The following is a 14588-nucleotide window of genomic DNA, read 5'->3' as shown; positions in this document are numbered from 1 at the left end:
CGGATCAGGAACAAGGGACGCGATGCGCCGCATTTCAACGCTCGGGGATGTTTCGGACGGGCTGGATGCGCTCTGCGCCGCCGATTCGCGCCTCGGCGCGGTGCGCGCGGTCGCCGGCGAGGTTCCGCTGCGCCTTGCGGAGCCCGGCTTCGCCAGCCTCGCTTCGATCGTCGTGTCGCAGCAGGTCTCGCGCGCCAGCGCCGATGCGATCTTCGGGCGGCTGACAAGGCTGGTCGATCCGCTGACGCCGGAGGCGATCCTTGCCGCCGGCGAGGACATGTTCCGCGAGGTGGGCCTGTCGCGGCCCAAGCAGCGCGCGCTGCTTGCCATCTCGCAAGCCGTGCGCGACGGGCTCGACCTGCACCACCTCTGCGGCCTGGACGCCGGCGAAGCGATCCGGCGGATGGTGGCGGTGCCGGGCATCGGTCCGTGGACGGCGGAAGTGTACCTGCTGTTTTCGGCGGGACACCCCGATATCTTCCCGGCGCGCGACGTCGCGTTGCAAAGCGCGGTCGGCCATGCACTGGGCCTGGAGCCGCGTCCGGGCGAAAAGGCGCTGGCCATTCTGGCCGAATCATGGGCCCCTTGGCGGGGCGTCGCGGCACGGCTTTTCTGGGCCTATTATCGCGAAACGCGGGGCCGTGACGGCGCTCCGCCCGTGCAAACTCATGAAAAAGCCGCTATTTTCTGACTTTTTGCAGTCTTGTGTGACTGTGAAGCCGCTTCACATCGTTGTCATCTCCGGCTTACAGTATCGCCGCCGAACGGTTCGCAACCATGGAGGTGAATCAAAGTGACGGTCGCCGTGTCTCCGGATGGGCTTCCAGCGCTGGTGCTGAACGCGGATTATCGTCCGCTCAGCTATTACCCCCTGTCGCTCTGGGGCTGGCAGGACGCGATCAAGGCTGTCTTTCTCGACCGGGTCAACATCGTCGCCGAGTACGACCGCTCGGTCTCCTCGGTGTCGTTCTCGATGAAGCTGCCCAGCGTCGTCAGCCTCAAGAACTACGTCAAGCCGTCGCGCCACCCTGCGTTCACCCGGTTCAACGTGTTCCTGCGCGACCGTTTCCAGTGCCAGTATTGCGGCACCTCCGAAGATCTGACCTTCGACCATGTCATCCCGCGCCACAGCGGCGGCGCGACCACCTGGGAGAACGTTGTCGCGGCCTGCTCGCCCTGCAATCTGCGCAAGGGCGGGCTGATGCCGGCGCAAGCCAAGATGTGGCCGTTGCAGAAGCCCTACCACCCGACCGTCCACGACCTGCATAATAACGGCAAGCGCTTCCCGCCGAATTACCTGCACGAAAGCTGGATGGATTATCTCTACTGGGATGTCGAACTGGAGCCATGAGCTTCGGGTTGGGCTGCGGCCGGATGTTCCGATTTTCCGGAATTCCCTGTTCCATCGTCGGCGGATGACCTAGCGCTCAATCGAGGGGCTTTGGATCAGGCGTTGTCGTACGCTTGGCCGGGGTAAGACCCCGACCCGCGCGTCCACGGCCTAGCAAAGCTTTCGACAATCATTGCGCATACTTCGCCTCTGATGTACCTTAAGACTTGACCGGGTGAGAAATATGCCCGCTGCCGTGATGGCTTTTCTTTATTTTCCTTGTTACGGCCTGCCGCATGTTTTCAACCAGGACTTGATACCACAAGCTGTGTTCTTGCTTTCGCTTGCAACAGCTGTTGAGGGGATTTGCCATGTTCCCGCGTTTCGGATTCGTTGCAGCCTTCATCCTCGCAGGCTTGACGACCTTCGAAGCTTTTGCCGTTGAACGCAGGGTCGCGTTCGTAATCGGCAATTCCAATTACCAGGAGATCTCGGCGCTCAAGAACCCGGCCAAGGATGCCGCGGACGTGTCCGAGACGTTTCGGGCGGCCGGCTTTGAAGTGTTCGTAGCGAACGATCTCACGAAACTCGAGTTCGAAGAGCAGTTCCGCAACTATCTGGCGGCCGTGGATGGCGCCGAGGTGGCTGTCGTCTACTATTCCGGCCACGGCTTCCAGATCGGCGGCGAGAACTTCCTGATCCCGGTGGACGCTTCGTTGAAGGACGCGGCGGACGTGGAGGTTCAGGCGATCAAGCTGAACGACGTGCTGCAGCAGATGCGTTCGAAGTCGAAGATCCAGGTGATCATCCTCGATGCCTGCCGCAACAGTCCTTTCCCTCGCAAGGATTACTGGCTCAGGGACCAGCTCTTGACCGCCGGCAATACGGGCCTTGCGCAAGTAAAAAGCTCGCTGAACACGCTGATTGCCTTTGCCACCGAACCCGGGGCCGTTGCCTTCGATGGCGCCGGCGAACTCAGCCCCTTCTCGTTCGCCTTTTCCCGGCGCGCATTGGCTCCGAACCAGGAAATCCGCAGTGTCATGGCTGCCGTCCGGCGCGACGTGGTCGAGGCTACGAAGGGCCTGCAGGTTCCCTGGGAGAATTCGTCGCTGATTGACGAAGTCGTTCTCGTGCGGCGCGGCAACCGCCCCTCGCTGCCGCCGGTGCTTGAGAAGGTGGTGTTGGCCGGAGCCGGGCCGATCAATTTGGGCCTTCCCGAACCGGTCGAGGTCGACGGCGGAACCATCACCGTCAGCATCGAGAGACTCCCGGCGCTCGGCCGCCTGATGCTGGACGGCGAGGTACTCGCGGCTGGAGAACTGATCCAGGGTAGAGACCTGCCCCGTTTGCAAATGGAAGTCCCCGAGGACGCCATCTCGCGTGAGGAGGTGGACATGCTGGCCTATTCCGCCCGCGACAGTTGGGGCGGTGAAGCCAAGGGCATTCTGGTATTTCGGGTCAAAAGCGGCGAAGGAGCCGAGGGCGAGCAGGTCATGGCGGCCCTCGAAGCCAAAGAGGAGCAGCGGACCCTCGAGCGTGGAGTTCACATCACCGGCGCCGCCGAAGCCATCGAAAGCCGCGAAATAGCCGTTCCGGTCGGCGTAGGCCCGGTTGCGCTCGGCGTGGATGTCCCGGCCGATGACCCCGAGGTCAGCCTGAAAGTGTCGAGCTACCCCGCCACGGGAACCCTCTCGCTGCCCGATCGAACCCTGTCGCCCGAATCGAGCCTGATGGCCAATGAAGTCGACTTGTTGCGCTATGAACCGCAGATCGGGGCCGGCGACGCGGTCGAAGTCGCCTTCGAAATCCGGGCGGACAACGAAACTTCCAAACCGGCCAGGATGACGCTGTCGCCGACCGTCGATCCGTGTGACTCGGCTGCCGGAGAGCCCCTCGATCTCCAAGGCGTCGTCCCCGGCCTGCTTCCCAACGAAATCGTCGGCGCCGACGCGGTGGAAGCCTGCGAGGCCGCGGTGAAGGCATATCCGGACGTGCCCCGCTTCCGTTATCAGCTTGGGCGTGCGCTCCTTGCGACGGGCAATGTCGACCAGGCCATGACGGCCTTCCAGGAGGCCGCCGACAAGGGACATGTGCGCGCGCTGTTTCAGCTCGGTTACATGCACTCGACCGGGACAGGAACGGCTGTCGATCGCAAGCAGGCCAACGCCTTCTACTCGCAGGCGTCCGACAAGGGCGACCCCTACGGAATGACCACTTGGGGCCGGGCCTTGTTCCACGGCAACGGCGTTGAGCGCGATACCGGGAAAGGGCTGGATCTTATGCTTCAGGCCGCGGCGATGGGACATACCTATGCCATGAACGATCTCGGCGCGATCTTCACGGAAGGCCGCAACGGCGTGCCCGCCGACCAGGCGCGCGCCGTCGCATTTCTGAAGGCGGGCGTCGAACGGCAGGACATGTATTCGATGAACCTGCTCGGCCGGAATTATCTGTCTGGAGAGGGCGTCGAGAAAGATCCGGAAACGGCGCTGGCGCTTTTCCAGAAGGCCATCGAGCTCGGCCAGCCCTTCGCGCCGGCCAATCTGGCGCGGATGTATCGGGACGGCGTGGGGGTGAAGCGCGACCTGACGGAAACGCAGAGGCTGCTGGAGATGGGTGCGATGCGGGGCGACTCGTTTGCGGCATTCGATCGCGCAGTCATGGAAATGGAGCGGGGCGACAAGGCCGAACAAGTAACCGCCGTGCGCTTCCTTGCATTCGCAGCCGCGCTGGATTTCCGCGACAAGCTGCCGGAGGCCGAGGCCAACCTCGCGAATTTCGGCGACAAGCCGAAAAAAGCGGCGCTGAAGCAGCTTCGCCAGGAACTCAAATCGGAAATTCCCGCGTCCGGTTCGCTGGACGCGCAACTGGTCGCCGCCGCCAGACGGGTATGGGAAGAAGCCAACCCGCGGCGGGACGTGTTTTGATGACAATGGAGGCAATGGTGCGCAGGACAAGCAAACAGGCAATCGTCGGAACGATACTGTCCGGCGCCTTCGCGGTGCTCATGGGATGCGCGCCGCAATCCGACCTCCAACCGATACCGCTGATCGCGCCTCAACAGAGAGTCGTCGTCCGGCCGGCGCCTCCGCCGCCGAGGGTCGTCAGGCCCGCACCGAAGCGCGTACAGACCCGGCGTGTGGTCGAGCCTAATGTTGACGTAGAGCCAATGCTCCCTCCTGCGCCCCCGCCCATCATAGTTCCTCGTGAGCCTGGAGGGGGCGGCAATGGCGGAGGCTGGGGCGGTTAAATAGCGGGCCGTCGCGTTATTGCCGTCCACCATGTGGAAAACGAGGTTCCGCGGTATGCCAGAAAGAATATCGTCGTAGTCCTGCGTGACCAACTTCGCGATGTTCTCGCGGACCCAGGGCGGCTGTGAAGGCTTTATCTGGCCTTCTCGGATCTCGAACCTGGGAAGCCGGTTTGTTCCACCGGTTGCACGGTGCGGCGACTGCAACGTATATTGACTGCCGGTCCTCAAGCAACGGTGCGCATCGATGCCGCCTGCCGCCCGTGTCACCGACATGCACGCCTGTCCGATGATGACGCCGGCGGTGGTGCCCATTCCGCATGTCGGCGGCCCGATCCTGCCGCCCTGTGCGCCGACGGTGCTTATCGGCGGCCTGCCCGCGGCCAGGGTCAGCGACCTCTGCGTTTGCGTCGGGCCTCCCGATGTCATCATCACGGGCGCGTGGACGGTGCTGATCTGCGGGATGCCGGCGGCGCGCATCGGCGACAAGACAGCCCATGGCGGCGCCATCGTCACCGGATTGCCGACGGTCCTGATCGGCGAATCCGGCGGCGGCTCGCCCTATATGGGCGCCGGTGCGGGTGAGGGAGCCGGCGGCTCCGCTTCCGACCTGCTGGCGAGCGCTCCGGGCCTGCCTGCCCTGAAGGAGCAGGCAACCGCGCTGGTCGAGGCCGCCAAGGATGGCGTTCCGTTCTGCGAGCGCTGCGCCGGATGAGCCAGTCCGCGCCAGCCGAAACTCTCTATGCGGTCGTCGATGCCGCGCGCGACGAACGTCTTTACCCGATGGTCATGCAGGCGGCTGAACATGCCTGCCTGTTCGCCGGCAAAATCGGCGAGCCGCTCGATCGGGCGTCGCCCTATCTGGTCAACCTGCGGGCGCAGGAGCAACTCTTCCATACGTGGCGAGACATTGGGCGCGGCCGGGCATGGGGGATACTGTGCCGGTCCACGCTGCCGCTCGCGCAATTGCGCCGGCACCTGAGGCGCTTTCTCGTCGCGAAACTGCCTGATGGCATGGTCGTCCAGTTCCGCTTCTACGATCCGCGCGTCTTCCGGACATATCTGCCGACCTGCACGCCGGAGGAACTGTCGGCCTGGTTCAAGGGCGTGTCGTCCTTCCTGGTCGAAGAGGGAGAAGCAGGCGGATTCCACGAATACAATCTGCGCGACGGCCGGCTCCACGACGGGACGGCGCCTGTAGCGTGAGCGTTATTTCGGCTTCGACGCCTTGGCATACGCGTCGCTGAAATAGGCGAGGAACACGTCGAGCATGCCGTTTTCGTGCGGCTTCTCCTTGGCGTCCCAGGTCGCCACGAACGTGTCCCAGGCCCGGCTCTTGCGCGAGGCGAAGGCGGAGCCCGACACCTTCTTGTCTATGGCCTCGGGCGACAGGTCCTCGAGGAGGCGGCCCAGCGCCTTCTGCATGGCGGCATAGGTCGCGAATTCGTGCGTCTTCAGGTCGCGGAAGGCCTCGTCGATGCTGTGCTTGGCGTCGAGATAACCCGCCCTGCGCCGGGCGAACATGATTTCCAGAACCTCTTCCGGCCGCGGCACGAATTTTAGCGGATTGTTGTCGACGGCGCTGATCATCGTGCGGTTGGCGCTCTTGGCCAGCACCTTGGCCGCCGCGCGCGCCTTCAGGAGCAGGGCCAGTTCCTCCACCACGGTGCGCAGCACCACGCCGATTTCGGCCGCGACATCGGACGGGTCGCGCTGCAGCAGTATGTCGGGCGAGATGCCGGCGCCGACCGCGATGCTGCGCAGGATGGATTCCGCGCTGCCCCCTTGCGCCGATGGCATCGCCGGAGGCTCCGGCGTACGCGGGGCGGCGGGCGTCGGCGGCGCGGCGTAGGGCGGGCGAGCGAAGGATTCGCCCTCGAACGGGAAGGGAGAATTGCCGTGCGACAACGCGGGCGCCGGTTCCGGAACCGGCTGAACGGGCCGAGGCGGCGGCTCGCCGAAGGGCGAGGCGTGCTCCGCCTTTGCAAACGGGTCGCCGCCCGGCGTGGGAACGCGCGGCGCGGGCTGCCGGTCTGCAAATCCGTCGTCCTGCCGGATCGGCGGCAGTTCGAGATACTGCTCGGAAAAGTCGGCGCTGCGGCGGCCGCGCGCCTGCGGCGCCATCAGGTCGCGGCGGCTGATCGGGGGCGGCGAAGGCGCGCCGGTTTCCCAGATGTCGTCCGAGACCGGAGATGCGAACGGCGTTGCGCCGGCTTCGTCCGGCGCAACGGCAGCGCCGGCCTCGATGGCGACCGAAACTGTATAGTGGCCGATGGTCAGGCGGTCGCCGCTGTTCAGCCGGTAGGGGCTGCTGACGCGCTGGCGCGAGCCGTTGACGAATGTGCCGTTGCGGGAAAAGTCGTACAGCCAGTAACCGCCCTTTTCGAAGCGGACCTCGCAATGCCTGCCGGAAATGAACATGTTCGGATCCGGCAAGGTCCAGTCGCGGTGCTCGCGGCCGATCTCGAAGCCGCGCTCCTGCGCCTCATAGAAGAGCGGCCCGCCATCGGGCAGCGCGTCGAGATTGTCGATCTGCAGTCTGATCGTCATCAGGATCCGTCACTGGACCGCCGGTCGCGCCGGGCAGTCCCCGATTGCCTTTTCATCGCGACAGTTTAGCTGCCGGTGCGAATATATTGCAAGCAATCGGCCCTGCGCCGGTTCCGGTCGCCGGCCGTGGCACGACCTGTCCGGCTCGCTCAGGTCCGGGCCGCGAGTTGGCCGCCCATGTCGGCAAAGAGACGCAGCGTCGAGGCGCGCGCATTGCGCTCGACCCTCGCGAGCGCGCTCAGCACGCCGGCGTTCACGGCCTTCGGGGTCAGGTATGGCGGCGGCGCAATGGCGGCTTCATCCGCGGCAAGCATGCTTCCACCGCTCCAGCCCGCGGCCAGCGCAATCCATGCCCCAGGCGTCTTGGTCGGCGAGGCCAACCCGCTTTCGAGCGCCGCATTGCGCTGCTCCTCTTCCGGCCGGCGCACCCAGGCTTCGGCAACTGCCAGCATAACGCGATCTTCCGCGGTGAGCAGTTCCGGCCTGTGATTGAGGCATTGAAAACCCCACCACACCGCCTCTCGCCGCGGCAGGAGGTAGGCGCAGAAGGTAATCGCGTCCTCGGGCGTCGGGCCGGCCACCAGCCCGGCCAGGAATTCGAGCGAGGGACGGTCGGTCGGCGTCGCCACCATGTCCTCGACAGCGGCCGGAAACGCTTCGAACACCTCTCGCGCCGTGCTGAAACGAAGCCTCTGCGACATGGTGCTGAGCCGACCCCCACTCTTCGTTCAGGCTAAGCGGCCGTCACGTATTGATCTTGACGATGGCTCCCTTGATGTCCATCAGCGCGGCCGCGCTGTGCTCGGACGTCAGGGCCGAAGTCTTGTAGCTTTGCGCCGATACCTCGATCGACAGCGCCTCGATGGTGATCTTGGACGGGGTCATGGTGATCTTGCTGGCGCCGACCGTCATCTCGATCTTCACGCCGGCGTCGATTTTGAGCACGTTCGTAACGTCGAGCGTGTCGTTGTTGCCGATCGTCGTCTCCCGGTCGTGCTTGACGGTCCGCTTCTCGTCGTTCTCGACCAGCACTTCGAGATCCTTCTCGGCATGCATGCGGATGAGTTCGCGCCCGGCGGAATCGTCGAAAACGAACTCATTGTAGCCGTCCCCCGATGGCGTCGACTGCGACTTCACCCCGGCGATGTTGCGCTCGTCCGGCAGCGGATAGGGCGGCATGTTCTCGTCGTTGTAGACGGTGCCGATGACCAGCGGCTGGTCCGGATCGCCCTCCAGGAACTGCACCACCGCTTCCATGTCGACACGCGGAATGTAGATGCCGCCCCATTCCCGTCCCGACCAGACCTGGGCGACGCGGCAGCGCATGGACTGGTCATCCTTGCCGTCCCAGTGGAACCGCACGAGGATGCGTCCATATTCATCGACGTCGATATCGCCCTCGCCGACGACCTTTGCGGTCTGTGGCCCGCGTATGAACGGCTTGGCGGTTACCCTGGGCGGAGCGTAGGGCTTGTCGCTCTTGATGAACTCGAAAACGCCCTGGTAGGCCTCACCCTCCCCGGCTGCAGCGTCGCTCCGGTAGGTCTGGTCGGAATATTCGTGGATCGCCTTCAGTATGAGGTACTCGACGTTCTGCTCGCCGATCGGATGGCCCTCGATCGTCACCAGCGCGCCCGGAAAGCAGCTCGCGCAATTGCCCGAGGCGTGGAAATGGCCATCCGGGCCCCGTTCGGAATTGACGAAGGCGCGGGCGTAGTCGCTCCCGTCGGAACGCTCCACATATTCGCCGGGGTAGTCGTAGACTTCGAGCTTGCCGTTCTCGAATTCGGCGTCTCCGGTCTCTTCCGCGGTCAGGTCCGCCGAAGGCTTCTTGAAGTCGAATTCCTTGAGCGTGACCTTGCCCGACGTGAAGCGCCGCTCCGCCGACCAGCTGTAGAACATCTCCTTGTCGCGCAGATGGTCCTCGACGTTCTCGACATAGCGGCGGCGGCCGCCCGGAACCGTCTTGTAGGAGGGGATTTCATCGGCGAGGATGAGTTTGTGCTCCCCATCCGAATGCTCGAAATAGTAGCTGATGCCGTGCTGCTCCATCAGCCGGCAGACGAACGCCATGTCCGACTCGCGGTACTGCACGCAGTATTCCATCACCGGGTAGTTGCGCGACGCCTCGATGCTGAATTTCGCGAAGCCGTGCTTGTCGAAGATTTCGCGTATGATCTGCGGGGCGGTCTTTTTCGTGGAAGATCAGGCAATTCTTGCGGAACGAGAGCAGCCATAGCCAGGGCCGCAATGTCAGGCGGTATTTGTGGGTGTCCTTCTTGCGCCCGGTCCAGCGGGTTTTGACCAGCATTCCGTCAAAATAACGCTTGCCGTGTTCAACGGATGTGAAAGTTACGGTGCAATGACTGCCGATCGCTACATTGAAATCGATGTCCTTGTCCCGGCTAATAGCGTCTATTTCAAATTCGAACGGTTCGTTAAGACCCTCGACGCAACGAAAACCTACAAGAGTAAGCTTGTCCGTTCCTAGCGGCGTTTCGAGTTTTGCGGTCCGGGTATCTTGCCGAAGAGAAACTGGCATTCAGAAATACCCCCTGCCTTGCAGAACGGCAAAGATTACTGCCGGTTGACATAACACGCTTGTAATTTTATCGTCCACCTTAACTTCCTTCTGGTGGAAATGGGAGTCATCCGATGTTTTCGCGGTATTTGGCGGCTGTTGTATGCAGCGCCGGGCTAATGGGAATTCCGCAAGCGGCAGCGGATTCGGAAGTGAAGGCGAAGGAGATCGTCGAGTTCTTCGTCAAATCGGCCGAACTGGGCGCCGCACGGGGCATCTGTATCGGAACCGCGCAGGAGTGCGACCGCGAGGGCGAGAAGCCGTCGGGTTTCGACATGCTGATCAATTTCGACCTGAACTCGGCCGACCTGACGCCGAAGGCGCAGGAAAACCTCAACGAATTCGCCAAGGCGCTGAGCGATCGGCAATTGTCGTCCGCGCGCTTCGTGGTCGAGGGCCATACCGATGCGTCCGGCGCCGAAACCTATAATCTCCAGCTGTCCGAACGGCGGGCGCAGGCAGTAACCGATTTTCTCTACAGGAACGGCGTTTCCAACGAAAAGGTCTCGGCCGTCGGCATGGGCGAAAAGAACCCGCGCGTCAGCGATCCCCTCGACGGGGTCAACCGCCGGGTCGAGATGCGCATCCAGCTGCAATGACCGGCAGGCCGGCTTTCCTGCGCCGCCGCATCCGGATCGCCCTTCGTATCCGAAAGACCGTGGAGGGCCTATGCGCTACGACCGGCTGCTGGAACCCGTAACCGAGCAGGAACCGTGCGGGCCCGATCTCGACGAGATCGGCGACGAAAAATATTTGAATTACGTGCTGCCTGCCGCCAGCCGCGTTCCGGAGCGTTTCTATAAGGCCGATACCGACAAGCCGATCGAGCGCAGCGAAATTAAGCTGAAGGCGGAGGTCGAGGAGATCGCCGCGCTGCTGGAGGCTTCGCGCGATATCAGGCTGTTGTGCATCGAGGCCCGCTTCCAGAGCTTTGCGGGCGATCTTCCCGGCTTTGCGGACTGCATCCAGGCGATAGCGGGGTTGGTCGAGCGGTTCTGGGAAGATGTGCACCCCAAATCGTCCGAGGGCGATTTCACGCTGCGTCAGAACGTGCTCAGCGGACTGGACGACTGGTGGCAGATCATCCATCCCCTCCAGCATCTGCCGCTGGTGCGCGACAAGCGCCTGGGCCCGGTGACGTTTCGCCATTTTGCGGTCGCCAGCGGCGCGGCGCAAAAACGCGCCGACGAAACGCCGGTCGACCTCTCCGACATCTACCGCGCGCTGTCGGCCGAGGAAAACCGCGAAGCTTCGGATGCCTCGATAGCGGCGATCACCAGGACGGAGCAGGCGCTCGCCTCGATCCGCAACTCCTTCATCGCCAATGCCGGCTACGATTATGTGCCGAGCTTCGACAAGCTTTCAGATTTCCTGTCGAAGGCAGTGGCGCTGTTCGGGGTAGCGCGCCCGGACCTGCAACTCGGCGCTTCCGGCAGCGACGAGCCCGGCGAAGGCGAGGCGTCCGGCGCGGATGCCACGATCAACGGCGCCCAGCCCGCTGCGGCGGCGTCGCGCGATCCTGCCTATGCCGGGACGATAGCCACCCACGCGGACGCGACCGCGGCGCTGCTGGCGGTCGAAGCTTATTTCGCCAGCCGCGAGCCGTCGTCGCCCGCCCTGATCCTCGTCCATCAGGCCCGAATGCTGGTCGGCAAGCCGCTGGTCTACGCCATCGAGGCGCTGGTGCCCGAAGCAGCGGCCAAGGCGGTGATAAAGTTTCAATCGGGAATTGCTTTTCAATTGGCAATGCCCGCCATGAAAAACCTGACAGACACTGTGACCAAATCTGAGCCGGCGCAAGGTGTAACGCCGGTTTCGGGCGGCGTCTATGTCGCGCAGTCGCGCAGCGAAGCGATGGCCTTGATCGCGGAAGTAGAGTTGTTCTTCAAGACTGCCGAGCCCTCCAGTCCGATTCCGATGCTTTTGGCGAAGGCTAACGGCTTTACTAATCGGAATTTTGATATGATACTAAAGGACCTGATCGGCCCGACAACATGACATCTTGTTTGCAGTGCACTAGCCGACGCTTCTGATTGTTCGATATCGCGTCGCAAGTTTCTGCAAGTGTGGAAGGGGAGTTTTCGCTATGGCGTCAGACAGTGGCCAGAAGTTCATCAAGCGCAACCGTCCGCCGCGGGTGCATATTTCCTACCAGGATCCGTACGAGGCCGAGAAGCAGGTCGAATTGCCCTTCATCATGGGCGTCATGGCCGATTTGTCGGGCAATGCCTCGGAGGTCGCCAAACCGCCGATGGCGGAGCGGAAATTCGCCAATGTCGATATGGATAATTTCGACAGCTACATGGCGAGCGTGAAGCCTGCGGTGTCCTTCCGTGTCGAGAACCGGCTCGGAGGCGAGCATAGCGGTGAACAGATGAGCCTCAAGCTCACTTTCCAGAAAATGGCAGATTTCGATCCCGCCGCCGTAGGGCGGCAGGTGCCGGCGGTGCGCGCGCTGCTCGAGGCGCGCGAGCAGCTTTCCAACCTGCAGCGCTACATGGACGGCAAAGTTGCCGCCGAAGAGAAGCTCAGGGAACTGCTCGCCAGCCCCGAACTCATGCGCGCGGTGAGGGAGCGGCGTCAGGAAGCGCTTACCAGCGCCTTGAGCGAAGCCGCGGAAACGACCGGCAACACCGAAATCCAGTAGCAACGGCAAAGCGTTAATCCGGCTGAGCCGGGGATTGCGACAAGGTGCGACAATGGCGACCGAAATCTCACAGGAAAAGACAGTCACCACCCCGGAGGTAGCCTATCAGGAGGCCGACGACTTCTCGGCCCTGTTGAAGCAGAGTTTCAAGCCGCGCAGCGAGCGGGCGGCGACCGAGGTCGATAACGCCATCAATACGTTGGTCCAGCAGGCGCTGGCCGACACGAGCCTGATCAAGGACGATGTTCTCGATACGATCGAAGAGATGATCGCCCGGCTCGACGAAAAGCTCTCCGACCAGATCAACGCCATCATTCACGCGCCGGAGTTCCAGAGCATCGAAAGCGCTTGGCGGGGCTTGAGCTATCTCGTCTACAATTCCGAGACCGACGCGACCTTGAAGCTCAAGATCATGAACGTCTCGAAGAACGAGCTCTACCGGGATCTTCGCAACTATCCGGACGCGAAATGGGACCAGAGCCCGCTGTTCAAGAAAATCTACGAAGCCGAATTCGGCCAACTCGGCGGCGAGCCGTTCGGCTGCCTGGTCGGCGATTATTATTTCGATCAGTCGGCAGTCGACGTGCGCCTGCTGCGCGATCTCGGCAAGATCGCCGCGTCGGCGCATTGCCCGTTCATCGCGGGCGCCGCGCCCGCGCTGATGGGCATGGACACCTGGACCGAACTGTCCAATCCGCGCGACTTGAGCAAGATTTTCGAGACCCCCGACTACGCCGCCTGGAAGTCGCTCCGCGATTCGGAAAACTCCCGCTACATGGCGCTGTGCATGCCGCGCGTCTTGGCGCGCGATCCGTTCGGCGCCAAGACGGTTCCGGTCGAGGACTTCAACTTCGAGGAAGAGACGGACGGCCACAAGGGCGAGAAATACGCCTGGATGAACGCGGCCTATGCGATGGCGGCGAACATCAACCGGGCCTACAAGGAATATGGCTGGACGGTGCGCATCCGCGGCGTGCAGTCGGGTGGCGAGGTCATAAACCTGCCGACCCACACCTTCCCGACCGACGACGGCGATATCGATCTGAAGTGCCCGACCGAGATCGCCATCAGCGATCGACGCGAGGCCGAGCTGTCTAAATCCGGGCTCCTGCCGCTCATCCATCGCAAGAATTCGGACAAGGCGGCCTTCATCGGCGCGCAATCGCTCTACAGGCCCAAGAAGTACGACAATGTCGATGCCACCGCATCAGACAACATTTCCTCGCGCATCCCCTACATGTTCGCGGTCTCGCGTTTCAGCCATTACCTGAAATGCATGGTCCGCGACCAGATCGGCGAGACGAAGGAGCGCGATGAGCTGCAGAAGTGGCTGCAGAAATGGATCACCCAATATGTCGACGGGGATCCAAAGAACTCGAGCATCGCCCAGAAAGCGAAGAAGCCGCTCGCCGACGCAAAGGTCGAGGTGTTCGAGGACGAGGAAAATCCGGGATACTATTCCGCCCGCTTTTATCTGCGGCCGCATTTCCAGCTCGAGGGCATGGATATCGGGATGAGCCTCGTGTCACGCCTGCCAGGCCAGAAATCCAAGTAGAAGCCCCGTCGTCTTCAGGTTGGAAACTGCCTAACCGTTACTGAACTTGAAGCGCTTTGTATGCAGCGCATTGGAGAAGTAAAATGGCAATAGACGCACATCTAAAGATCGAAGGCGCCTTCGAGATCAAAGGCGAATCCAAGGTGAAGGGCCATGAGGACCAGATTCAGCTCCTGAGCTACAGCTTCGGCGTAAGCAATCGCGGATCGCGGCATGAATCCACCGGCGGCGGCACCGAGAAAGGCGATTTCGGCGACATGTCCTTCATGGTGAAGAACAGCAAGGCGCTGCCTTTGCTGTTCCTGGCCGCCGCGTCTGGAAAGCACATCGACAAGGCGACGCTCTATGTTTCGAAGGCGGGCGGCGATGATCCGGTCGTCTATCTCGAAGTCGAGATGAAGGACTGCCTGATTTCGTCATGGCAGACCAGCGCCTCGGAGGGCGGCGACGTCGGCATGGAAACGTTCTCGCTCAACTTCGCTGAAGTGAAGGTCACGTATAGAGGCCAGAAGGCGGACGGCACCGCCGAGCCGGACGTGACGCAGGGGTGGAAAATCGCGGTCGGCGAGAAGATCTGACCGGCGCTCATCGCGATCAAAGCTTACGGTCCGCTTCCGCAGATCGACGCTCCGTTGCGCCGGTTAGCGGGGTGGACCGGCAGGCGAAGGACGCGCG

General features: G+C 62.7%; 13 protein-coding genes and 1 pseudogene. 10 read left to right on the top strand and 4 right to left on the bottom strand.

Features of this window, described 5'->3' with window-relative positions:
• The first annotated feature begins 22 nt into the window (after nt 1–22).
• From ACG873_RS20655 to ACG873_RS20635, 5 genes are all read left to right on the top strand, one after another.
• Nucleotides 23–691 carry a DNA-3-methyladenine glycosylase family protein gene (locus ACG873_RS20655; RefSeq protein WP_394887195.1) on the top strand — a complete coding sequence of 223 codons (669 nt, stop codon included), beginning with the start codon at nt 23–25 and terminating at the stop codon, nt 689–691.
• Nucleotides 692–793: 102 nt separating this feature from the next.
• A complete protein-coding gene (locus ACG873_RS20650; RefSeq protein ID WP_165027444.1) occupies nt 794–1351 on the top strand; it encodes an HNH endonuclease in 558 nt (185 codons plus the stop codon).
• A 350-nt stretch (nt 1352–1701) separates the two neighbouring features.
• Nucleotides 1702–4257, top strand: a complete 2556-nt coding sequence (locus ACG873_RS20645) for a caspase family protein (protein ID WP_394887193.1) — start codon at nt 1702–1704, stop codon at nt 4255–4257.
• A gap of 570 nt (nt 4258–4827) precedes the next feature.
• Nucleotides 4828–5295, top strand: a complete 468-nt coding sequence (locus tag ACG873_RS20640) for a PAAR domain-containing protein (protein WP_394887191.1) — start codon at nt 4828–4830, stop codon at nt 5293–5295.
• Nucleotides 5292–5786 (top strand): DUF4123 domain-containing protein, encoded by a 495-nt coding sequence (locus tag ACG873_RS20635; protein WP_394887189.1) that lies wholly within the window; start codon nt 5292–5294, stop codon nt 5784–5786. The genes ACG873_RS20640 and ACG873_RS20635 overlap by 4 nt, the downstream gene beginning before the upstream one ends.
• A gap of 3 nt (nt 5787–5789) precedes the next feature.
• Here ACG873_RS20635 and tagH read toward each other — a convergent pair whose 3' ends face one another.
• From tagH to ACG873_RS20615, 4 genes and pseudogenes are all read right to left on the bottom strand, one after another.
• Nucleotides 5790–7130 carry a type VI secretion system-associated FHA domain protein TagH gene (tagH, locus tag ACG873_RS20630; protein ID WP_394887187.1) on the bottom strand — a complete coding sequence of 447 codons (1341 nt, stop codon included), beginning with the start codon at nt 7128–7130 and terminating at the stop codon, nt 5790–5792.
• Between the two features lie 149 nt (nt 7131–7279).
• Complete coding sequence (locus ACG873_RS20625; protein WP_394887185.1) at nt 7280–7831, bottom strand: DUF6931 family protein; 552 nt, start codon at nt 7829–7831, stop codon at nt 7280–7282.
• A gap of 43 nt (nt 7832–7874) precedes the next feature.
• Nucleotides 7875–9296 (bottom strand): type VI secretion system Vgr family protein, encoded by a 1422-nt coding sequence (locus ACG873_RS20620; RefSeq protein ID WP_394893621.1) that lies wholly within the window; start codon nt 9294–9296, stop codon nt 7875–7877.
• A 91-nt stretch (nt 9297–9387) separates the two neighbouring features.
• Nucleotides 9388–9672: pseudogene (locus ACG873_RS20615) on the bottom strand (contractile injection system protein, VgrG/Pvc8 family); the annotation flags it as partial.
• A gap of 158 nt (nt 9673–9830) precedes the next feature.
• Here ACG873_RS20615 and ACG873_RS20610 point away from each other — a divergent pair.
• From ACG873_RS20610 to ACG873_RS20590, 5 genes are all read left to right on the top strand, one after another.
• A complete protein-coding gene (locus ACG873_RS20610; protein WP_394887183.1) occupies nt 9831–10310 on the top strand; it encodes an OmpA family protein in 480 nt (159 codons plus the stop codon).
• A 70-nt stretch (nt 10311–10380) separates the two neighbouring features.
• Nucleotides 10381–11709, top strand: a complete 1329-nt coding sequence (locus tag ACG873_RS20605; RefSeq protein WP_394887181.1) for an ImpA family type VI secretion system protein — start codon at nt 10381–10383, stop codon at nt 11707–11709.
• A gap of 88 nt (nt 11710–11797) precedes the next feature.
• Nucleotides 11798–12358 carry a type VI secretion system contractile sheath small subunit gene (tssB, locus tag ACG873_RS20600; protein ID WP_394887179.1) on the top strand — a complete coding sequence of 187 codons (561 nt, stop codon included), beginning with the start codon at nt 11798–11800 and terminating at the stop codon, nt 12356–12358.
• A gap of 52 nt (nt 12359–12410) precedes the next feature.
• Nucleotides 12411–13913, top strand: a complete 1503-nt coding sequence (gene tssC / locus ACG873_RS20595) for a type VI secretion system contractile sheath large subunit (protein ID WP_394887177.1) — start codon at nt 12411–12413, stop codon at nt 13911–13913.
• A gap of 83 nt (nt 13914–13996) precedes the next feature.
• A complete protein-coding gene (locus ACG873_RS20590) occupies nt 13997–14491 on the top strand; it encodes an Hcp family type VI secretion system effector (protein ID WP_394887175.1) in 495 nt (164 codons plus the stop codon).
• Nucleotides 14492–14588 lie beyond the last annotated feature (97 nt).

This window comes from Allomesorhizobium aridi (genome assembly GCF_043769475.1).
Taxonomy (GTDB): Bacteria; Pseudomonadota; Alphaproteobacteria; order Rhizobiales; family Rhizobiaceae; genus Allomesorhizobium.
This window is presented reverse-complemented; position numbering and strand designations above follow the sequence as displayed.